21 protein-coding genes are annotated in these 19,784 nt (G+C 57.8%); 4 read left to right on the top strand and 17 right to left on the bottom strand.

Going from position 1 to position 19,784, the window contains the following annotated elements:
• Positions 1-24 precede the first annotated feature (24 nt).
• The 3 genes from GbCGDNIH6_RS09445 to GbCGDNIH6_RS09435 are packed head-to-tail and all read right to left on the bottom strand — an operon-like array spanning position 25 to position 2,792.
• A complete protein-coding gene (locus GbCGDNIH6_RS09445; protein ID WP_072563694.1) occupies positions 25-834 on the bottom strand; it encodes a sulfate ABC transporter permease in 810 nt (269 codons plus the stop codon).
• On the bottom strand, positions 831-1,757 hold the full coding sequence (gene cysT / locus GbCGDNIH6_RS09440; RefSeq protein WP_072563693.1) for a sulfate ABC transporter permease subunit CysT: 927 nt from the start codon (positions 1,755-1,757) through the stop codon (positions 831-833). The genes GbCGDNIH6_RS09445 and cysT overlap by 4 nt, the downstream gene beginning before the upstream one ends.
• 9 nt (positions 1,758-1,766) lie before the next feature.
• Complete coding sequence (locus GbCGDNIH6_RS09435; protein ID WP_072563692.1) at positions 1,767-2,792, bottom strand: sulfate ABC transporter substrate-binding protein; 1,026 nt, start codon at positions 2,790-2,792, stop codon at positions 1,767-1,769.
• 348 nt (positions 2,793-3,140) lie between these two features.
• On the opposite strand from GbCGDNIH6_RS09435, the gene GbCGDNIH6_RS09430 reads away from it, so the two are divergent.
• A complete protein-coding gene (locus GbCGDNIH6_RS09430; RefSeq protein ID WP_157692408.1) occupies positions 3,141-3,884 on the top strand; it encodes a hypothetical protein in 744 nt (247 codons plus the stop codon).
• Positions 3,885-3,965: 81 nt separating this feature from the next.
• Here GbCGDNIH6_RS09430 and eat read toward each other — a convergent pair whose 3' ends face one another.
• The 11 genes from eat to GbCGDNIH6_RS09375 form a co-directional block, all read right to left on the bottom strand.
• The gene (gene eat / locus GbCGDNIH6_RS09425; RefSeq protein WP_072563690.1) at positions 3,966-5,345 is read right to left on the bottom strand and encodes an ethanolamine permease; all 1,380 of its coding nucleotides are present in this window, start codon (positions 5,343-5,345) and stop codon (positions 3,966-3,968) included.
• A 141-nt stretch (positions 5,346-5,486) separates the two neighbouring features.
• A complete protein-coding gene (eutC, locus tag GbCGDNIH6_RS09420) occupies positions 5,487-6,287 on the bottom strand; it encodes an ethanolamine ammonia-lyase subunit EutC (protein ID WP_072563689.1) in 801 nt (266 codons plus the stop codon).
• The gene (locus tag GbCGDNIH6_RS09415) at positions 6,280-7,680 is read right to left on the bottom strand and encodes an ethanolamine ammonia-lyase subunit EutB (protein WP_072563688.1); all 1,401 of its coding nucleotides are present in this window, start codon (positions 7,678-7,680) and stop codon (positions 6,280-6,282) included. Before GbCGDNIH6_RS09415 ends, eutC begins: the two co-directional genes overlap by 8 nt.
• Before the next feature lie 138 nt (positions 7,681-7,818).
• Positions 7,819-8,799, bottom strand: a complete 981-nt coding sequence (gene panS / locus GbCGDNIH6_RS09410; RefSeq protein ID WP_072563687.1) for a ketopantoate/pantoate/pantothenate transporter PanS — start codon at positions 8,797-8,799, stop codon at positions 7,819-7,821.
• 382 nt (positions 8,800-9,181) lie between these two features.
• Positions 9,182-9,610 carry a hypothetical protein gene (locus tag GbCGDNIH6_RS09405; protein ID WP_157692407.1) on the bottom strand — a complete coding sequence of 143 codons (429 nt, stop codon included), beginning with the start codon at positions 9,608-9,610 and terminating at the stop codon, positions 9,182-9,184.
• 69 nt (positions 9,611-9,679) lie between these two features.
• Positions 9,680-10,288, bottom strand: coding sequence for a septal ring lytic transglycosylase RlpA family protein (locus GbCGDNIH6_RS09400; protein ID WP_198355746.1), 609 nt, complete (start codon positions 10,286-10,288; stop codon positions 9,680-9,682).
• Between the two features lie 484 nt (positions 10,289-10,772).
• Entirely contained in the window at positions 10,773-11,570 is a 798-nt protein-coding gene (locus tag GbCGDNIH6_RS09395; RefSeq protein WP_072563685.1) for a mutator mutT family protein, read from the bottom strand.
• 3 nt (positions 11,571-11,573) lie between these two features.
• Entirely contained in the window at positions 11,574-12,860 is a 1,287-nt protein-coding gene (locus GbCGDNIH6_RS09390; RefSeq protein ID WP_072563684.1) for a class I SAM-dependent methyltransferase, read from the bottom strand.
• Complete coding sequence (locus GbCGDNIH6_RS09385) at positions 12,857-13,825, bottom strand: glutathione S-transferase family protein (protein WP_072563683.1); 969 nt, start codon at positions 13,823-13,825, stop codon at positions 12,857-12,859. Before GbCGDNIH6_RS09385 ends, GbCGDNIH6_RS09390 begins: the two co-directional genes overlap by 4 nt.
• 58 nt (positions 13,826-13,883) lie before the next feature.
• Positions 13,884-14,549 carry a S24 family peptidase gene (locus GbCGDNIH6_RS09380; protein WP_072563682.1) on the bottom strand — a complete coding sequence of 222 codons (666 nt, stop codon included), beginning with the start codon at positions 14,547-14,549 and terminating at the stop codon, positions 13,884-13,886.
• A gap of 99 nt (positions 14,550-14,648) precedes the next feature.
• A complete protein-coding gene (locus GbCGDNIH6_RS09375) occupies positions 14,649-14,885 on the bottom strand; it encodes a hypothetical protein (RefSeq protein WP_072563681.1) in 237 nt (78 codons plus the stop codon).
• A gap of 155 nt (positions 14,886-15,040) precedes the next feature.
• Between GbCGDNIH6_RS09375 and GbCGDNIH6_RS09370 the strand changes: the two genes are divergently transcribed.
• Together GbCGDNIH6_RS09370 and GbCGDNIH6_RS09365 are read left to right on the top strand one after the other, a co-directional pair.
• Entirely contained in the window at positions 15,041-16,117 is a 1,077-nt protein-coding gene (locus GbCGDNIH6_RS09370; protein ID WP_072563680.1) for a quinone-dependent dihydroorotate dehydrogenase, read from the top strand.
• A complete protein-coding gene (locus GbCGDNIH6_RS09365) occupies positions 16,114-16,980 on the top strand; it encodes a TIGR01459 family HAD-type hydrolase (RefSeq protein WP_072563679.1) in 867 nt (288 codons plus the stop codon). Before GbCGDNIH6_RS09370 ends, GbCGDNIH6_RS09365 begins: the two co-directional genes overlap by 4 nt.
• A gap of 47 nt (positions 16,981-17,027) precedes the next feature.
• Here the strand turns inward: GbCGDNIH6_RS09365 and GbCGDNIH6_RS09360 are convergent, their stop codons facing one another.
• Entirely contained in the window at positions 17,028-17,642 is a 615-nt protein-coding gene (locus GbCGDNIH6_RS09360) for a YqgE/AlgH family protein (protein WP_095413409.1), read from the bottom strand.
• A 226-nt stretch (positions 17,643-17,868) separates the two neighbouring features.
• Here GbCGDNIH6_RS09360 and GbCGDNIH6_RS09355 point away from each other — a divergent pair, with 226 nt between their 5' ends.
• On the top strand, positions 17,869-18,351 hold the full coding sequence (locus GbCGDNIH6_RS09355; protein ID WP_072564500.1) for a peroxiredoxin: 483 nt from the start codon (positions 17,869-17,871) through the stop codon (positions 18,349-18,351).
• Between the two features lie 9 nt (positions 18,352-18,360).
• Here the strand turns inward: GbCGDNIH6_RS09355 and rnhA are convergent, their stop codons facing one another.
• Complete coding sequence (gene rnhA, locus GbCGDNIH6_RS09350) at positions 18,361-18,834, bottom strand: ribonuclease HI (protein ID WP_072563678.1); 474 nt, start codon at positions 18,832-18,834, stop codon at positions 18,361-18,363.
• Complete coding sequence (locus GbCGDNIH6_RS09345; RefSeq protein WP_072563677.1) at positions 18,824-19,783, bottom strand: homoserine kinase; 960 nt, start codon at positions 19,781-19,783, stop codon at positions 18,824-18,826. Before GbCGDNIH6_RS09345 ends, rnhA begins: the two co-directional genes overlap by 11 nt.
• Between the last annotated feature and the right edge of the window lies 1 nt (position 19,784).

Here is a 19,784-nt window from a genome sequence, read left to right as displayed (position 1 = left end):
CCAGAAAGGGGAAGGGGATAAGGGTCATCGGTTGACCACCGAGATCAGACGACGCAAGGCCAGAAAAGCGATGGAAGACAGCGCCAGCACTGCCGCCATGGCGAAAGCGGCGGCACTTTGATAGCCATCATACAGGGTCTGGATATGCACGGGCATGGTTTCAGAGATGCCTGGAATATGGCCGGAAATCACGGAGACCGCTCCGAACTCCCCCATTGCCCGGGTGGTGCAGAGCAGCACGCCGGACAGCAGCGCCCAGCCGATATCCGGTACCACGATACGGCGTAGGATGGTGCCGAACCCGGCCCCCAGCATCACGGCGGCTTCCTCCTGCTCTGTGCCCTGTGACTGCATCAGCGGCAGAATGGTGCGTGTGACGTAGGGAAAGGTGACGAACAGCGTGGCCAGCACGATACCTGGTGTGGCGAAGGCGATGTGGATACCATGCTGTTGAAGGGTTTCCCCCCACCAGCCGCGGGTGCCGAACAGCAGGATCCACACCAAACCCGCCACGACCGGCGAGATGCTGAGCGGCAGGTCGATCAACATGGAGAGCAGCTTCTGGCCGGGAAAGGAGAATTTGCTCAGCGCCCAGGCGGCAGCGATCCCGCACAACGTATTGATTGGCACGGTAATGGCAGTCACCAGCAAGGTCAGTCTGATGGCCGAGAGCGCATCTGGATCGCTCAGGGAATTGAGTGCAACATAAACACCCCCGCGCAACGCTTCGGCAAACACCGCAATCAGCGGCAGTAGCAGAAAGCCGATCACGATCAGTAATCCTGCCAGCAGGCAGAGGAGATTGCCACCGCGGAGCCGTTTTTTCCCGTTCATGTCTGCCATCCGGCGATAGGACGGCGCTTGCGGGAGATAGGGGATGCCCAGTGCCGTTGCAGTGCGGCAACCAGCACAAGGCTGAGGGCGGAACCGGCCAGCATGACCAGTCCTATGCAGGAGGCCGATGCGTAGTGGAATTCCTGTAATTGGGAAACAATCAGGGTCGGTGCGATTTCACTGACCATCGGGATATTGCTCGAAATGAAAATCACGGAGCCATACTCGCCAACCCCGCGTGCGAAAGCCAGTCCGAAGCCGGAGAGCAAAGCGGGCAACAGGGCGGGCAGCATAACCCGCCGGAAGCTCTGCCATGGTGATGCGCCAAGGGTGGTAGCGGCTTCCTCCTGCTCGGCGGGAAAATCAGCGAGCACGGGAGCGACGCTGCGCACCACGAAAGGGAGGCCGATGAAAATCAGCGCCAGCACAATGCCGAGACGGGTGAAGGCAATCTGGATACCAATGGATGCCAGCGGCGCACCGATCCAGCCGGACGGGCCATACAGCGTGGCCAGTGTGATACCGGCCACAGCTGTTGGCAGGGCAAAGGGCAGATCAACAATCGCATCTGCCACAGAGCGGCCGGGAAAAGGGATACGCACCAGTACCCATGCCAGCAACAGGCCGAGCGGAAGGTTAATGAGGGCGGCCACAGCTGCCACGCCAAAGCTGAGCTCCAGCGCGGCCAGAGCGCGTGTAGCCAGCACGGCATGCAGCATCTGCCCCACTCCGGCACTGGATGCTTTTGCGAACAGCGCCAGAAGAGGTAACAGCACCAATGAAGAAACCCAGCCCATGGTCACACCGAAAGACAGCCAGAAACCAGGCAGGACATGATTGTCCGGAAACCGGAAGATGGTGCGGCTAAGGCTCAGGCCGGGCCGGACCGGGTCTGGTATGGTCAGGCTTTCAGGGTGACTCATCGGGCAATCTTACTGTTTCACGGGGGTGTAAATACTATCGAACACACCCCCTTCGGCAAAATGTATCTTTTGCACGGTGGCCCAGCCACCCAGGCTACGAATGTCGAACAGCTTGAGCGGTTTGAATGTCGTGCTGTAGCGGGCCAGAACGGCAGGGTCAGACGGGCGGAAATAATGTTTTGCGATCAGCTCCTGTGCCTCAGGCGTGTAAAGCGTGTTCAGATACGCTGTGGCGGCTTCCCGTGTATGATGCCTGTCAACCACGGAATCGACGACGGCAACCGGCGGCTCCGCCAGAATGGATTCCGATGGATAGACGATCTCAAACTCTCCCTTGCCCAGGTCACGCTGTGCCAGCAGGGCTTCATTTTCCCAAGCGATCAGTACATCGCCGACATGGCGCTGGATAAAAGTATTGGTTGATCCGCGAGCACCAGAATCAAGGACAGGTACATTTTTGTACAATGCCGTAATGAATTGTCTGGCCTTCTGTTCATTGCCGCCCGGCTGGTGCAGAGCCCATCCATAAGCGGCCAGATAGTTCCATCGTGCGCCACCACCGGTCTTGGGATTGGCGGTGATCACCTGAACGCCGGGTTTGACCAGATCAGACCAGTCATGAATCTGTTTGGGATTTCCCTTTCTGACCAGCAGGATAATCGTGCTGGTATAGGGGGCTGAGAAATGCGGAAAACGGTTTGCCCAGTCTTTTGTCAACAAACCATGGGCAGCCAGAGCATCGATGTCGATCGACAGGGCCAGTGTCACGACATCCGCCTGCACCCCATCCAGCACCGAGCGCGCCTGTGCCCCTGAACCGCCATGCGATGTCTTGACGCTGATAACCGGGTGGCCTTCCGCATGCCATCTCTGTTCGAACAGGCGGTTGAAGTCTTTATAAAACTCTCGTGTCGGATCGTATGATACATTAAGAAGCGTGGTTGTTTCCTCTGCATGGGCTCTGGCGGGCATGCATGTGCTGATCGCACCCAGTCCCAGCATAACGGTCAAAGAAAGACGTACGATACTTTTCATGGAGATAGCGATCCTTAAATTACGACTTTAGTTCGTTGATTGCGTAATTCTCTTATATCTTGTGTTAAATATACCGGCAATGGATTGTGTGAAATTTTTTTCACAATTTTTTTTGGTTGAATTTTTATAGACCTTGTTTTGAAGTCGGTTTGTTGGATTGCCACGCTTATGAATAAAACAAGTATTAAAGGATAAAAGGTTGCATTCCATGAAAATATGGCTCATTCTTTCTAGAAGAATGACGCTGAAATATGCTATGTAATCGAAAAGACAGGGGCATATTTTTCTTAATTAAGCGGCATATTCAGTTCTTTGAAAATCTGTAAGCGTATAGAGTTCTCATTAAACATGCATTTTATGATTCAGTCCGGCTCAGCTTTATCCAGTGATACAGAAGAAGAAAGCTTCTCCGCTTCCGCATTGGATGAGGCTGAAGCACGCGCACGTCGGGCGCTGGGAATCGGTGAAGGTGATGCAGCTCGATCGCATCCCGTACGGGATGCGGGTGCGGCAATCATGCCGGAGGCATTCGCGTCCACATCGATAGACAGCCAGCAGACCCGCCATGAGCGCAGCCAGGATCGCAATGCTGCCGCGACGGGCCCTGGTGCCGCACCGCGTGGATGGCGGCCTGCGGCACAGCAGATAAAGGGTGGCACCCACCAGCAGGCCAGGCGCACACGATTCGTGCGCGACGGGGAAGTGCCGGTGCAGACAATCAATCGTGTGCGCCGTGATCCTGTTCCCGATGAGCGTTCAGCCAGTGCCGAGCCTGATCAGGCGGCGGCCAATCTGCTGGAACAGGCACGGTCTGAAATTGATCGTCTGTTGCGGGCACTGAAAGAGGCTCAGCAGACGGTTGAAAATCAGAAAACGCGTCTCTATCACGCCGAACAGGCAAGAGATGAAGCGGTTGCTGCTTTGAAGGACATGCGCGATCAGGCGCTAAAGCCGCGTCCTGTTCCGTCTGAACGGACGACGACATCTTCTTTGGAAGATGCGCCTGTTCGCACACGGCAGCCAAGAACATATGTAAAGCGGGTCAAGCGTGAAAAAGAGCCTCAGCCTGTGAAATGGTGGATCAAGGACTGAGATTCTTATATTTTTGATCCGGTCTATGAGACTTTGTCAGGCGGCGCATCATGCGCCGCCTGAATCGTAACCGGAATAGCCTTAGCGGAGTGCTGCCGCTATGGTCGGGCGGGCAAGGACGAAGAACAGCCCGGTTGCGAACAGCATGATCGCGGCGAAGATCATGAATATCTCGATATTGTAGAAAATCATGACGGCCAGTGCCAGAACTGCCAGCCCCAAAGCCAGTGCGGGCAGGACAGGATAGAGCGGTGCCGTATAGCTGCGTGGCATATCCGGTTCTGTACGACGAAGGCGGAACAGGCTGGCCATGCTCATAATATACATGGTCAGCGCACCGAAAGCAGACATGGTCACGATGGTGGTGGTCAGCGACTGACCCGCAATCACGATCAGATTATCGCTGTAAATCGCGGCCACGCCGACGATACCCCCGGCGATGGTGGCAATATAAGGGGTATGGAAGCGCGGATGGACCCGGCCGAGAAAATGCGGCAGGAACCCGGCGCGGGCCAGGGCGAAAATCTGTCGTGCATACCCCATAATGATTCCGTGGAAGGATGCAATCAGGCCGAACAGACCCAGCCAGACCAGCATATGCAGCCAGCCGCTGTGATCCCCGACCACGAAACGCATGGCTTGCGGCAGAGGGTCATTCAGATTGCTGAGCTTGCTCCAGTCGCCGCTGGCACCTGCGAACAGCATGACGCCGAAAGCCAGCAGGACCAGCGTCACGATCCCGGCGATATAGGCGATGGGAATGGTACGGCGAGGATTTTTGGCTTCCTCGGCAGCCATAGCCACGCCCTCAATGGCCAGAAAGAACCAGATGGCGAAGGGCGTTGCCGCAAAGATGCCGCCAAGCGTGGTGCTGGAAAAATGATCGCTTCCTGCCCAGCCATTATGGGTGAAATTGCTCCATGAAAAACCGGGTGAGACGACACCCATGAACACTAGCAACTCGCCAATGGCGAGGAGGGTGATCACAAGCTCGAAGGTTGCCGCAATGGTGACGCCAATCACATTCAGCGCGATGAACACCGCATAGGCACCGAGCGCAGCTATTTTTGGATCCAGCGTCTGGAACTGCACATGCAAATAGGCACCGATGGCCAGTGAAATGGCCGGAGGGGCGAACAGGAATTCAATCAGCGTCGCAAAACCGGCAATGAACCCGCCCGTCGGGCCGAAAGCGCGATAGCTGTAAGCAAACGGGCCGCCTGCCTGCGGAATGGCGGTGGTCAGTTCGGTAAAGCTGAAGATGAAGGCGGTATACATGGTGGCGATCACCAGCGTGGTGATCAAAAAGCCCAGCGTCCCGGCAGCGGCCCAGCCATAGCTCCAGCCGAAATACTCGCCGGAAATAACCAGCCCGACGGCAATGCCCCACAAGTGGAAAACATTCAGGCTTTTGTTGAGGGTGGGGACCGAGGGAGGGGGAGAAGAGGAGGGAGAAGCCATGGATGATTCTTTCTTAAGTGGAACGTTTCATGAAGCAACTGTTTGAAATCGTCGGCGTGATGACGTTTTAAAACGAGCGCTTTCTGCGCTGTTTTTGCGGATCATAGTGATGAGAGCACTCTGATCCGGGTAGGCAAACCGTCAGCCGGGCGGATCGGCGGAAAGGGTGGTTGGGACGGCTGCTCCCGGCAGAAGGGGGTCATCCTTCAGTGCCACACCGGTCAGCTTGCGGCTGCGTGCCTCGCTCATCAACCAGGTGAGCTTGTCCGCGGCGGTCGCATAAGACAGACCACCGCCATGAATGTTGGAGATGCAGTTGCGTTCGGAATCGCGCCGTCCCCGTTTGGGATCATAGGTCAGATAAACACCGAGACTGTCGGCGGCGGTCAGGCCCGGTCGCTCCCCGACCAGGAGCGCGCAGAGCTTTGCGCCGATCCGCTCGCCAATATCATCCCCCAGCGCTACCCGTGCCTGCGTGGCGATCACGACAGGGGCGATGCGCCATCCGGGCAGAAGCGTGATCACCTGTTGCAGAAATGGGGCCGCATGCACCTGCACGGCGGTGGAGGAAAGACCATCGGCGATGACGAACACCACATCCCAATCCCCTTTCTGCAACACATTTGTACAGTCGGGTGAAAGACGCCGCCCGAGATCGGGACGGCGGAGATAGGTGCTGCGGCTGTCGACATCGGCTTGCACCAGAATAGTTTCGCGTGGGGCCAGTGCCGCCTGAAGGGCTGCGGTATCCAGCGGTGTATGCACGGCATCCCTGGCGCGCGCATGGGCGAGCTGAAAATCCAGCACATCCCGCGTGCGCATGGCGTCCCCCGCCCGTCCCAGACCAATTCTGGCGCTGGTGGCGGCCCGCAGTCTCGCCCATGGATCGATGGCAGGCGTGGTCGTGTGGTCAGGCGGGTTCCCGGACGATTTTTCAACCATGAGAGGCTGCCTCCGCAATCAGGCGCAGCACGCGATCATCCTGCGGAGGCAGAGCGCGCATGCGTCCGCTCCGGTCTTTCAGATCCATCTGTTCCAGCCATGTCTCGAATTCCGGTGCGGCCTTTACGCCCAGAACCGAGCGCAGATACAGCGCGTCATGAAAAGAGAGGCTCTGATAGTTCAGCATCACGTCATCCGCACCCGGCACGGCGATCAGGAAGGTGACACCCGCCACGGTCAGCAAGGTCATCAGCGTATCCATATCGTCCTGATCGGCCTCGGCATGGTTGGTGTAGCAAACGTCGCATCCCATCGGCAGACCGAGCAGCTTACCGCAAAAATGATCCTCCAGCCCGGCACGGATGATCTGCTTGCCATCATACAGATATTCGGGGCCGATAAAGCCGACCACGGTATTGACCAGCAGCGGGTTGAAGGCGCGGGCCACGGCATAGGCCCGGGTTTCCACCGTCTGCTGATCCAGCCCGTGATGCGCATCGGCAGAGAGTGCAGCCCCCTGTCCGGTTTCGAAATACATCACGTTCTGACCGACCGTGCCGCGTTTCAGGGACAGGGCGGCATCATGAGATTCTCGCAGGATCGCAAGGTCTATCCCGAAGCCGCGATTGGCGGCTTCGGTCCCGGCGATGGACTGGAACACCAGATCGACCGGCGCACCGCGTTTCATGATCTCCAATGCATTGGTAACATGCGTCAGCACGCAGCTTTGGGTGGGGATGCTGTAGCGTTGACGCAGTTCGTCCAGCATTTCCAGCAGGGCAATGCAGTTTGGCACATTGTCGCTGGCCGGGTTGATGCCGATGACCGCATCGCCAGTGCCATAGAGCAGTCCGTCCAATGTGGCAGCGGCGATACCGCGCAGATCATCGGTGGGATGATTGGGTTGTAGCCTTGTCGCCAGTCGTCCCTCCAGCCCCAGCGTATTACGGAATCCGGCGATCACACGGCATTTACGCGCCACTGCGATCAGATCCTGATTGCGCATCAATTTACAGACGGCGGCAGCCATTTCCGGTGTGATACCGGGGGCGACAGCGGCCAGGGCAGCTTCATCGGTTTCGTGGGAAAGCAGCCATTCACGAAATCCGCCCACAGTCAGATGCGCAATCGGGGCAAAGGCGGCTGCATCATGCGTGTCGATGATCAGGCGGGTGACTTCATCGGTCTCATACGGCACGACGACTTCGTTCAGAAAACTGCGCAGCGGCAGATCAGCCAGAATAAACCGTGCCGCCACACGCTGCGCATCGCTTGAAGCAGCCAGCCCGGCCAGCTCATCCCCCGAGCGGAGGGGGGAGGCAGCGGCGAGAACGGATGTCAGGTCATCGAAACGATGCCGCTCCCCACCTGCGGTCGCGGTATGGCTTGCCACGGTGTATGTCCTTCCCTGCCGTTTTGGTCATGGAGGGCTGTATGCCGCTCAGGGGAGAATGCCTCCCACGGTGCAGACCTTTTTCCAGACCATATCGTCTGCCGGATTGATGCGGCCATGCAATGTAAAAACCGACATTCATCTTTCAGAAAACGACGTGTGCCGTGCCGGAGGCTCTTGCCGGGTTGAAAGTGAGGCAGGATGGCGGGACCAGTATCCAGCCAGCAGCGAACCGGACAAATTGTGCCAGATCGAGAAAAAAACACCCGGAATGGCGGCGCTGGAGGAAATATAAAGCCGCGCCAGGGTCGCTGCGAGGCCGGAATTCTGCATGCCGACTTCCAGCGCCAGCGTCCGGCAGACAGCTTCATTGAAACCGAGCAGGCGGCCTCCGAAATAGCCGCCGAGCAGCCCGGTGGTATTGTGCATCGCGACCGCCAGAATCATCGGCGCGGCCTCGGTCAAGGTATTGTCGGGAACCGCAGAGACGATTGCGCCGATAATGATGATCACGGCGGCCATGCACAGGATCGGCAGGCCCGGCTCCACCCGTGCGATCATGGCGGGCATTGTCTGCCGCAGCAGCAGCCCAAGCCCGACCGGCAACAGCACGATCTCCACGATGCTGAGCAACATCGCTCCATAATCAATCGGAATCGTCGAGGAGGTATAAAGCCAGGTCAGCAGCGGCGTCATGGCAACCCCGACAAGGGTTGAGCAGGCGCTGATCGTGACGGAGAGAGCGACTTCTCCGCCTGACAGATAGACCATGACGGTAGAGGCAGTTCCGCTGGCGACACTGCCGGTCAGGATCATACCGGCTGTCAGATCGGGCGGCAGGTGCAGCAGCCGGGCAATCCCCAGTGCGGCCAACGGCATGATCAGGTAATGCAGCCCAAGCCCTGCCAGAACCGGGGCGGGGCGGGTGGCCAGCCTGCGGAAATCATCAAGGGTGAGCGTAATCCCCATGGCCAGCATGACCAGCGCGAGCAATGGGCTGATCCAGGGCAGGGCTACGGCAAAAGGCTCCGGCCAGAACCAGGCGAGGACGGAAACAAGGATCGCAAGGACGGGAAAAACCCGTAATCCTGATGCAGAGTTCAGCGGGACGATGCTCATGGCGGCCCTTCAATGAAAATAGTCTTATTATGAAATCAGAGAATAATCTGTTTTACGGATTACCGCATGCAGGCTGCCTGACGCGCGGTATTTCGGGAAATTGGCAATCGAACAGCATCCTGTCCGTTTTGTACGGATGCAGGTTGTACGGATGCATGGGTGTGCATAGGATGTGCCAGTTGTGGCCGTCTGCGTGCTTTATGGCAGCATTATTATGGGCGGCATGCCCCGCCATTTAGTTCCGATGGGCTGCATAAGGATATTTTTCAGCGCTTACAGTGTTCTTACGGACCTGTTGTGCGTTGCCCTCTGGGTCATTAAACCCTCTTTTCGTCACGACATCTGCTGAATGTCGAGCCGCCGCCCCAAGGGAAATGTCCTGTCAGAGACCCAGCGCATTGTCTGGAGCAGCCAATATGATGCCAAGCCCGTCACTGGTTTTCAGGGCGACGGCAGACAGACAGAGCGGCGTTTCATAGGTCCCGTTGAAGCTGTCCTTTCCCAGCACACCCTGCAGCGTCACGATATAGGGCGCTTTGCCCGGCGGTTGGGTATTGGTGCTTGCCTGAATGGACCCGTTTGCGCCGACGAGACCGGACAGGCGCAGGGCGCCATCGGCCGGAGCAAAGGTAAAGCGGCGGGATGAGCGATCAATGACCAGCGTTGCACTGGAAGGTGCGGCGCAGCGGTCCCCTGCATGGCCGGGGCCCGTCGGGACGGTTTGGCCGGTCAGGCGTTTGGTATATCCTCCGCCCGCCGTGCTTGCGCAGGCCGAGAGAGCAAGGAGAACCAGCGAAACAGAAGGTCTCATGACCTGAAAGCGGTGAAGTATACGGATAAACAGGCTGAAAGGCCGCATGGATACAGGAATCGTAGATGCTTAGAGCTGGCTTAAAGTAACTTTGGCTGTGCCCTGGCTGATAATGCCCAGTTCTGCGGCGGCACCTTTGGAAAGGTCGATAATACGTTTGCGTGTGCCAGGGCGATCAGTAATGGTGACATCGACGTAGCGACTGCTGTCGGCCAGCGTGACGCGTACCTTGGAGCCGAGCGGCAGCCAGCGATGCGCCGCGGTCAGACTATGTTCGTCAAAAACGGTTCCATCGGCGGAAACGCGGCCCCGGAATTTCTTGCCGTACCAGGAGGCAACTCCGGTCTCAATTGGTTTGGGTTGCACATCCTGCCCGGCGATGGTGCCTTGCAGAGAAATGGCATGACGGGTCTGGGCTGTTGAAGAAGGCTGAATGCTACCGGAAGCAGAAAAACCGTTGGCTGTATTGAACTTGCCCAGTTCACCACTGTTAAGATCATCGGCGGTAACGGTTTCGGCAGCATAAATCGAACGATGTGTGCTGACGTGGTGGGAAATGTGCCGCATGGAAGCGTGATGGGCCGATCGATGGGTGGTCGCGAAAGCCTGACTGGTGGTCCCAAAGACCAAAGCTGAACTTAACAAGGCATGGAAGCCTCGTTTACGTAGGTGGCGCATCGCCTGCTCCTGATCGGGACGCTCCGGAACGCACCGCACCGAAACGCCAAACACAAAGAACGCGCACGCCACAGACGTGCACAATGGTGCTCGGCAGGATAAAAACCTGACCGGAGGGTAGGGATATAATCTATCCCTTCATCGTGGTGGAGCCTGACTAGCAGACGCAGAGACATCGTGTCCAGTCCAAATGACTCATCATTGGAAATATGGCAGGAATTAGGGCAGATTTGTGGCGGCTATATTTTTATCAATATTTATCGACTGTTTTTTCTTATTTGAAGATGATGTTTTATTTGCTTCCCAAGATGCCATCGCAGTGAGGACTGGATAGGTGCGATAAGTCACGGAACAGGGAAAAGAAAAAATAAAGGACTAAAAACCTAAAATCCTAGGATTTTAGGGCTAAATTTTTGGTGTTTTACCGAGATGATCTTATTATTGCGAGATATAATCTCGTATATTCTGGACAGATCAAAAAAATTCAGATTTTTTCATCAAACCAGTGGCTGGCCTGCATGATGGCACGGGATGGCGGTGATAGAACGCCGCCCAGAGCATGGAGGGTGGCTTCCAGTTCCGGCAGCTTCAGGATCAGGACCGGGTCATATTCATCATCAGCCAGAGACCGATGGGTTTCCTGCACCTGGGATGCAGTCAGATTGACCACCATGCGGTGGCCTATATCCAGCACATGGCTGTCTGGATGCTCGATCATCAGCAAGGGAACGCACTCCGTCACGGCAGCCGGAGGGATACCCAGTTCCTCCTGTAGCTCCTTCATCAACTGTCCACGCAGATCCAGACAGCCGTCAGGCAGCAAGGCCCCCGCATCTACACTGCCGGCGGGGGGTGTCTGCCAGTATCCAGCCTGATAGACTGAATGACCTGCCCGTCGCCCGATGATGATGCCGCCTTCTTCGGGCCTTGCTTCCGGACGTGCCAGGACGGAAGCGCACACAGCCAGGGGCCTGACGTGGAGGGCCTCATAGAGATCAGGGCGCTCCATCTGGGCGACAATGCGGCGAAATTCCGTCATATGCCCGGTCAGCAGGGTGGGTGTCAGATCATCGGCGCTGAACACCTGGCCATTGAACAGTCTGCCGCCGGTGCGCTGAAGCGCTGATTGCCATATCCGGTCGACTTCCCGGTCCAGTGAGGCGGCAAGGGCGGGCATGGCGCTTGTGACACGCGCCTTGATCTCTGGTTCCACGGGGTAAACCGGCCATGCTGCCCGCTCTGCATGAGGTGGGGCAGGAGGCAGTGTGGACCGGGCCGGCATAGGTCAGGCTATATCCGCTATCAGATGGCTCAGCCTGATGCAGGCCGCCTGGTCGGGAGAGGAATCCGCCGCATTCTCCAGTGAAAACCGGATGTCGTGCAGACCTTGCATCAGAGGGGTGGTAACCTTCCATGCAGTTTGCTGTCCGGCAGGCAGACGCAACTCGGTTTCCAGCAGAACGGCCTGATCCTTGACGCGCCTGATGGTCATGGACAACTGGGCTATGCTGTTGGGATCTCCCGACGATGCGATGATACCGCCAAGCCGGCTTTGGCCGCTGAAATCGCCTCTGATTGTCAGGCTGGTCGGGGTGGCTCCCATGGGACCAGCCTGGATCAGAACGGCCTGATCATCCAGAAAGCAGCTCTGCGACAGAGCGGGTTCCGTGCCATCCCATAGGACGGGTCGAAGCGTTCCGGCCTCAATCAGCCTGACCGGAGCCAGACGAGCGTCAGAATGTCCCGCCCCCAGCCGTCGGAGCATCGTGACGCCCTCTCCCTGAACGGGTTCAAAGAGTTCGGCATCTGTCATGGCATTCAGAACATCCAGGGGTGCGTCGGCCTTGCGGCGCGAAATCAGCAGGGCGGTCACTGAATCAAGCCATGGGGAGGTGGAAGCGGAAAACAAGGCGGCCTCATCTCCTGACAGGGCGCATTTGATGGTGTCGGCGCTTTTCCATCCAAATTGATTCAGGATCTGCATGACTCCATAGGCGCGCAGTCTCCCCCCGGATGGCTGACCACCAACCGAGAGAGTCTCCCCCTCTACCGTGAAACGTTGCCACCCATCGCGGGATTGACGGTCTCTGCCGATATCCATGGGGCTGGCCCAGCCGGACGCTGCGGAAACTGCGCCATGTAGATGCGCAATCCTGGGGTAAGGCAATGTGTTCATCAGCAGGGCGCGATAATGGGCTGTATCCGCCTCGACACAGAGAATATGCGCATCCGGGTAACGATTCGCGAAATAGATCGCTGCGAAGCCTGCATGGGCGCCCAGATCCAGAATATGGCGCGGTGAAGCGGGCAGGGCATGATCGTACCAGCCATCCAGGAAAATGCCCCGGCAAATGGCGCTGTCATCCGTTCCGCACCGAATACGAATTGCGTGGGCAGTGCCCGGCAGATGGACCGTCAGCGGCCCCTGATAGGTTGCTGAAATCTCGCCCAGTACATCGAAATAGCGGCGGAGAAGGGTTTTATCCTCCGGGGCTGCGTGAATGGCGTTTTCAAGTGCGTCTTTCAGGGCAAGTCTGTCGATCTGGCCTGCCCCGATCCCGGTCACTGTCACGGTCTGATGGCTCCTGCCGCATCGCGCCGGGCTGGAACCGTCAGTTGCAGCTCTGGCCCGACCGGTACTATGCCGGCAGGGTTAATGGTTCGGTGGCTCATGTAATAATGCCGCTTGATGTGGGTGAAGTTTACCGTATCGGCAATACCCGGCACTTGGTAGAGCGCCCGCGTATAATCCAGAAGCTCCGGATAGTCGCTCAGGCGACGAATATTACATTTGAAATGTCCAACATAGACGGAATCGAAACGGATCAGTGTGGTAAACAGCCGCCAGTCTGCTTCTGTGACCCGATTACCACAGAGAAAATTCTGTCGGGACAGGCGGTCTTCCAGCCAGTCCAGCGTGGCGAAAAGCGGATATACGGCTTCTTCATAGGCGTGCTGGGTCGTGGCAAATCCAGCCTTGTAAACACCATTATTGACCGTGTCGTAGATACGCGCATTCAGTGCATCAATGTCATCCCTGTAGTCAGGGGGGTAGAAATGAACCTGGTGTTTTGCAACCGAATCAAAGGCGTCATCAAAAAATCTGATGATTTCCGCTGATTCGTTGTTCACGATGGTTTCGCGCTGTTTGTCCCACAACACCGGCACCGTGACCCGACCTGAGTAATCCGGTTTCGCGCGTGTGTAGATCTGGTGCAGATAGTCTGCACCGTAAAGAGTATCCGGTATGGTTCCTTCGCCCTGCTCGAAAGTCCAGCCGTGATCTTCCATCAGCCAGTTTACAACTGAAACGGAAATAACCTCCGTCAACCCCTTCAACACACGGTAGATCAGGGTACGGTGTGCCCACGGGCAGGCAAGGGAAACATAGAGATGATAACGCCCCGTTTCAGGTGGAAAAGGGCCAGCCGGATCGATGCTGTTTCTGAAAGATGATGCATCGCGTTTGAAGCGTCCATCATGAGAAGCTGTATCATACCAGTCTGTTTTCCAGACCCCGTCTACCAGCAAACCCATGACCCAGCCTTTGGTTCAAGACACCCCTCGTGAAGGAGTGTCATTCTGTAACTATTTCCTATTGGCTGGCCCACACGATTCTGTGTATCCATACCAAGGCAGTTAAAGAAATACTCCGCTCAGGTTTGTCGCCACTCAGCGAAAAAATGTCCATCCAGCGTGCCGAGCGTCTGTAAAAATGACCAAACACAGTTTCGGGTGGTTTCCCGTCATGGGCTGCCAGGCGAACAATGACCCTGTCGCTTCGGCGTAGCGGAGCATTGGGAGAGACGATCAGGATAGTCCCTTCTCGAAAAAGCGGTGCCAGCGAGGTATCGTGGATTTCGATGCCATATGCTTCACGGTCTGCGACATCTGGCAGGCTGGTTTCATCCCGGGCGGAAGGAAAGGTGTGGCCTTCACCCTTGATCGGAATGTCCTGTAATTCGGACAGCGAGAACAGCGGAATACGCCTGCCATAGTGGGTATCCTGTCCGCTGTCTGTGGAAAGGGTCTCGGCGCCATTGACCAGAGACGTGAAGGCACTAAGCGATTCACCGGTCGCAACAAGAATTTTGGAAATACTTTCCGTGCTCGGCCAGCGTTGCCGTCCATCCGGCATCTGCCGTTTGGACAGGTTGAACGTTGTCGCGTCCAGCCCTGACCGTCTGGCGAGGCCGGAGGTCGATAGGCCCTTGATGGCGGCCAGAGTATCTATGGCGCGCCAGATATCCTCATGTTTCATGTAGGAAGTCCTGCTCTGGACAGGGATATTCCCCCAGATTTGGGTCTGGAGAGAGAATTCGAAAATCCGGTTACTGATAAAAATCAGAACGCATCACAGTCAGCGTCGTTTCAGCACTTCACTATTATGCCGGGTGACGCCTGCGTGAGTGATCCGAAACTGTCCATCTTTTTCCTGCTGGGCCAGGCCCATCGCCTGCAGGCGATGGAGACAGGCCCCGTCCTTCAGCCCGTCCGGTCGCCCCGCTGCTCCGCTCAGGCTCAGCCGGTGGAGCGCGGAACGGCAGCAGGTTTCCAGATAGGGTTCGTCATAGACAAAGGAAGAGGCCTTGCTCATGCCGCTGAATAGCCACTTCTATGCTGTTCAATGCAAGGGTGTGAATGATGAAAACATCCCATCAGACATGGGATGCAAACGATCTTCTGGCTGGGCGGGCAACGTTGCCGCATGTCCCTCTTTCCTGACAGGCCGCTTTCCGGCAGAAGCGGATCATGTTGACTGATCTTCTCCGCCGGGCCGGATTTGCAGCATTGCGTCGCATGGATGCGGAGCATGCCCATGAATGGGGGCTGAGTGTCCTGTCGCTTGGTCTGGCCGGGCGGCAGAGCATGCCGGATGATACGCGGCTGGCTGTGTCCGCATTCGGCCAGCGTTTTGCCCATCCACTGGGTCTGGCGGCAGGATTTGATAAAAACGCCCGTGCCGTCCTGCCGCTGCTGCGTCTGGGTTTTGCCTGGGTGGAGGCCGGGACTGTCACCCCACGTCCGCAATCAGGCAATCCACGCCCGCGTTTATTTCGCCTGTGCGAAGATCAGGCGGTTATCAATCGGATGGGTTTCAACAATGACGGGATTGCGGTTTTTCTGGACCGCCTGAAGCGATTGAAGCACCATCCGGCGCCGATCGGTGCGAATATCGGCATCAACAAGGAAGGGGCCAAACCGGAGACTGATTACGCCGACCTGGCAGCAGCAGTCGCCCCTTATGCCGATACGATCACCATCAATATTTCCTCCCCCAATACGCCCGGTTTGCGAGATCTGCAGGGAGAGGAAAAACTGGCCGCTATTCTGGCCTCCATCACCCGTGCCGTGCCGCAGAGGCCACCTCTGCTGGTCAAGATCGCGCCCGACCTGTCTGATGAAGGGCTGGAGGGGGTGGTGCGATGCTGTATCGCGGCCGGGGTTGATGGTCTGATCATCTCCAATACGACGATTGCCCGTCCCGAAGGGTTGCGCAGCCCGTATGCGGAGGAGGCGGGCGGTTTATCCGGCAGACCTTTGCTGGCAGCCTCGACCAGAATGCTGGGCCGTGCCGCGCTGCTGAGCGAACAATTGGCCCCCGGTCGTCTGACGCTGGTGGGATGCGGGGGGGTTGCCAGTGGTGCCGATCTGCTCGCCAAGATCGAGCATGGAGCGACCATGGTGCAGCTTTATTCCGCTTTTGCCTTGCAGGGGCCGTCTCTGTTGCCGCGTATCCTGAAGGAAACGCAGGCATTGCTGGAGGAACGAGGCTATCGGGATATTGCCGCAGCCAGAGGTAAAGCCTTGCAGGGTATGGTTCTGTGACGCTGTATCTGGACGGAATCGCGCCGCTGGCAGAGCGCTATCAGGGGTTTATCGTCGATCTCTGGGGTGTGATCCATGATGGTCTGGCCCCTTATCCGGGAGCACTGGAGGCATTGAGCCGCCTGAAGCAGGCCGGCAAGCGGATCGTGCTGCTGTCCAATGCTCCGCGGCGGGCCGCTTCTGCCGCCGCGGCACTTCGTATGCTGGGGGTGAAGGATGATCTGTATGACGGGATCGTGACCAGCGGAGAGGTCACCCATGACCTGCTTGTGACCCGGCATGATCCGTTTTTCGCTGCTCTCGGCCGACGTGTCTATCATCTGGGGCCGGAGCGGGATCGCAACCTTTTGGAAGGCAGCGGGCTTGATCCGGTCTCATCGCCCGCTCAGGCTGAATTCTGTCTGAATACCGGCCCGGATGATCACCGTGATCCAACCAGTCTCGAACCGTTCGAAGCCGAGCTTGCCGCCTGTTTTGAGGCAGGGCTGCCGATGGTCTGCGCCAATCCGGATATGAAAGTCATCAAAGGTGGCGTCGCCATTCTCTGCGCCGGTGCGTTGGCCAGGCGCTATACGGAGATTGGCGGAATCGTGCGCTCCGTCGGCAAGCCGGATGCGACTGTCTATGAGCCGGTCATGGCTGCACTTGACTGTGAGAGGGGAAAGGCCGTGGCCATCGGGGACTCGCTGGCCACGGATATGGCAGGCGCCCGTGCCGTCGGGCTGGATGCGTGCTGGGTGCTGGGCGGCATCCATTGGCAGGAGGTTGCCGCCCATAGCGATGGCCCGGAGGAGGGTGCCGTTTCAATCCTCAATCAGACTGAGCACGCCCCGCGTTATATGACGGCGCGTTTCATCTGGTAAAAGAGCTTTGGCTTTGCGCCATGATCACTTCAGGCGCGCCCGGCACTTCAGGCGTGCCCGGCCTCGGTAGAGAGCAGGTTCGGATCAATTTTCAGCTGGGCCATGGCTCCTTTCCATCTGTCCCCCGGACCGGTCTCGAAAATCAGCGTCTGGTTGGCTGGCGCGGACAGCCATGCATTCTGTTGCAATTCACGCTCAAGCTGTCCTGCGGTCCAACTGGCATAGCCCAGTGCCAGAAAACCATGACTCGGCCCGTCGCCTGTGGCGATGGCTTTCAGTACATCCAGACTGGCGGTCAGCGACAGGCCGTTCTGAACGGGCAACGTTCCTTCGCCCGACCAATCAGCAGTATGAAGTACAAAACCACGTCCGCTTTCCATGGGACCGCCTTCCATGACCTCAATCCGGCGGATTGGCGGCGAAGGTGGCGTATCCAGCTGACTGAGCAGATCATCAAAACGCGGCTTATCGACCGGGCGGTTGATAATGATGCCCATCGCCCCCTCACCGGAATGGGCGCAGAGATAGATCACACTCCGCGTAAAGCGCTCATCCTCCATGCCGGGCATGGCGATCAGAAGCTGTCCGGCCAAAGAAAGCGTATCCGCTGTCGCGACGGATGGCGCGGTGTTGTCATCAGGGGAGGGCTGTTCGTCTTTCATGCCCTATAGATTGTCAATCTTGGCCGATCCTGCAAGCGACAGGTTAAGATATGCTATTCATCAATCAGCCCAGACTGTCTGCCCGAACTGGGCTGGAGCCGATTTTGCTGGCAGACAGGCTGCTTCTGCGCTTCTGTAGACCGGACGTAAAACAGGGATTCGGCAGGCCAAGGGCCGTCGGGATTTCTTGTCGCATCGATCAATGACCATGGGATTGAAAGCAGGCATGACGATCAAAACGGGTGATGTCTTTCCGGCCATCAAAGTCATGGCCTCGACGCCGGACGGTCCCAAGGAAGTGGAGACTGGAACGCTGCTTGCGGATAAGAAAGTGGTTCTGTTCGCCGTGCCGGGTGCTTTTACGCCGACATGCAGCGCGAAACACTTGCCCGGTTATCTCAATGCCCTTGAAGCCTTTCAGCAGAAGGGCGTCGATATCATTGCCTGCCTGTCCGTCAATGATCCGTTCGTGATGGGCGCATGGGCCAGAGAGCAGGGCGTTGAGGAGCGTATCCTGATGCTTGCCGATGGCAGTGCCGTGCTGACCCGGGCGCTGGGGCTGGAGCTGGACCTGACGGCACGGGGATTCGGCGTGCGCAGCCAGCGTTTTGCGATGGTGGTGGAGAAGGGGGTTGTCACCCATCTGGCCATTGAACCACCGGGTGGCTTCGATGTCAGCCGGGCCGAGCAAATTCTGGCGATGCTGTAGCCGCTGCGATCAGCCTTCCATACGGGCCCTGGTAGCCAGTTGATCGGCACGTTCGTTCATCGGGTTGCCGGCATGCCCCCGGACCCAGCGCCAGTCGATCTCATGGCGGGCCGCGGCATCCAGCAGGCGTCGCCACAGATCCATGTTGGCGACGGGATCCCCCGATGCATTGCGCCAGTTACGACGCACCCAGCCATCTTTCCAGCGGGTAATGCCGTTGCGCACATATTCGCTGTCGGTGTTCAGCACCACCTTGCAGGGCCGGGTCAGGGCCTCCAGCGCGGCGGCAGCGGCGGTTAACTCCATCCGGTTATTAGTGGTCTCGGGGTCGAAACCGGAGAGTTCCTTCTCGGTGCCACGATAGAGCAGGATCGCCGCCCAACCACCGGGACCGGGATTGGGCTTGCAACCCCCATCCGTCCATATTTCGACGATGTTACTCTCGCCCTGCATTGTATCCATGGTGGTTTGGTCAGAGGCCATAAGCACCTGCATTGGGAGCAGAGAGATGGAAACGCAGGCGATATACGTAATCCATCGGGTCTTTGCGCGTCACCATGGCACCCGGAGGTGTGTTCAGCCAGTCGAACAGACGCGTCAGTGCGAAACGCAGCGCGGCTCCCTGACAAAGCACCGGTAAAGCCGCTTTTTCTGCCTCCGTCAGCGTACGGATGGCATTATAGCCACGTAGCAGGGCGCTGCCTTTGGTGATATTGTAGGTATGATCGCTTTCGAAGCACCAGGCGTTCAGGGCAATGGCTATGTCGTATGCCAGAGCATCCGTGGCGGCAAAATAAAAGTCGATCACGCCCGAAAGCCTGTCATCCAGAAAAAACACATTGTCGGGAAACAGATCGGCATGGATATGACCGGTCAGCAGATCAGACGGCCATGCCGCCAGCACGCGGTCCAGCGCCTTCTGTAGTTCCTCGCCCAGACCGGGGGAGATTTCATCGGCACGGCTGCGGCAGATGGCCAGAAGGGGAGGCCAGCCTTCAGGCCCCAGCGCATTGGGACGAGTCGGCGTATAATCGGCTCCGGCTTCATGCAGTTTCGCCAATACCTCTCCGACCGGATGACAATGTGCTCCCTGCACCTTGCGCGGCCAAACGCCAGGCAGGAAGCCGGTTATGGCGGCGTGACGGCCACAGAGCATGCGCAGAGCCTGCCCATCTCGGCCCCGCACCGGCTGCGGGCACGTGATGCCGCGTGCGGCAAGATGCTCCATCAGCCCCAGGAACCATGGCAGATCGTTCGGATCCACCCGCTTTTCGTACAGCGTCAGGATGTAGTCGCCGCCTGTGGTACGCAGCACGTAATTGCTGTTCTCTACCCCTTCCGCGATTCCGCGAAAGGCCACGGCAGTGCCGATATCGTATTCAGCCAGAAACGCGGCCAGCGCCTCATCGGTGACTTCAGTATAGACGGCCATG

The organism is Granulibacter bethesdensis (genome assembly GCF_001889525.1).
Taxonomy (GTDB): domain Bacteria; phylum Pseudomonadota; class Alphaproteobacteria; order Acetobacterales; family Acetobacteraceae; genus Granulibacter; species Granulibacter bethesdensis_C.
Note: the sequence above shows the minus strand (reverse complement) of the source record. Positions and strands in the feature narration are given on the sequence as shown.

What these genes read in the sequence shown, in the direction of transcription:
- GbCGDNIH6_RS09445 (WP_072563694.1), bottom strand. Translation starts at nt 834, where the DNA reads ATGAACGGGAAAAAACGGCTCCGCGGTGGCAATCTCCTCTGCCTGCTG.
- cysT (WP_072563693.1), bottom strand. Translation starts at nt 1,757, where the DNA reads ATGAGTCACCCTGAAAGCCTGACCATACCAGACCCGGTCCGGCCCGGC.
- GbCGDNIH6_RS09435 (WP_072563692.1), bottom strand. Translation starts at nt 2,792, where the DNA reads ATGAAAAGTATCGTACGTCTTTCTTTGACCGTTATGCTGGGACTGGGT.
- GbCGDNIH6_RS09430 (WP_157692408.1), top strand. Translation starts at nt 3,141, where the DNA reads ATGCATTTTATGATTCAGTCCGGCTCAGCTTTATCCAGTGATACAGAA.
- eat (WP_072563690.1), bottom strand. Translation starts at nt 5,345, where the DNA reads ATGGCTTCTCCCTCCTCTTCTCCCCCTCCCTCGGTCCCCACCCTCAAC.
- eutC (WP_072563689.1), bottom strand. Translation starts at nt 6,287, where the DNA reads ATGGTTGAAAAATCGTCCGGGAACCCGCCTGACCACACGACCACGCCT.
- panS (WP_072563687.1), bottom strand. Translation starts at nt 8,799, where the DNA reads ATGAGCATCGTCCCGCTGAACTCTGCATCAGGATTACGGGTTTTTCCC.
- GbCGDNIH6_RS09405 (WP_157692407.1), bottom strand. Translation starts at nt 9,610, where the DNA reads ATGAGACCTTCTGTTTCGCTGGTTCTCCTTGCTCTCTCGGCCTGCGCA.
- GbCGDNIH6_RS09400 (WP_198355746.1), bottom strand. Translation starts at nt 10,288, where the DNA reads ATGCGCCACCTACGTAAACGAGGCTTCCATGCCTTGTTAAGTTCAGCT.
- GbCGDNIH6_RS09395 (WP_072563685.1), bottom strand. Translation starts at nt 11,570, where the DNA reads ATGCCGGCCCGGTCCACACTGCCTCCTGCCCCACCTCATGCAGAGCGG.
- GbCGDNIH6_RS09385 (WP_072563683.1), bottom strand. Translation starts at nt 13,825, where the DNA reads ATGGGTTTGCTGGTAGACGGGGTCTGGAAAACAGACTGGTATGATACA.
- GbCGDNIH6_RS09380 (WP_072563682.1), bottom strand. Translation starts at nt 14,549, where the DNA reads ATGAAACATGAGGATATCTGGCGCGCCATAGATACTCTGGCCGCCATC.
- GbCGDNIH6_RS09375 (WP_072563681.1), bottom strand. Translation starts at nt 14,885, where the DNA reads ATGAGCAAGGCCTCTTCCTTTGTCTATGACGAACCCTATCTGGAAACC.
- GbCGDNIH6_RS09370 (WP_072563680.1), top strand. Translation starts at nt 15,041, where the DNA reads ATGTTGACTGATCTTCTCCGCCGGGCCGGATTTGCAGCATTGCGTCGC.
- GbCGDNIH6_RS09360 (WP_095413409.1), bottom strand. Translation starts at nt 17,642, where the DNA reads ATGAAAGACGAACAGCCCTCCCCTGATGACAACACCGCGCCATCCGTC.
- GbCGDNIH6_RS09355 (WP_072564500.1), top strand. Translation starts at nt 17,869, where the DNA reads ATGACGATCAAAACGGGTGATGTCTTTCCGGCCATCAAAGTCATGGCC.
- rnhA (WP_072563678.1), bottom strand. Translation starts at nt 18,834, where the DNA reads ATGGCCTCTGACCAAACCACCATGGATACAATGCAGGGCGAGAGTAAC.
- GbCGDNIH6_RS09345 (WP_072563677.1), bottom strand. Translation starts at nt 19,783, where the DNA reads ATGGCCGTCTATACTGAAGTCACCGATGAGGCGCTGGCCGCGTTTCTG.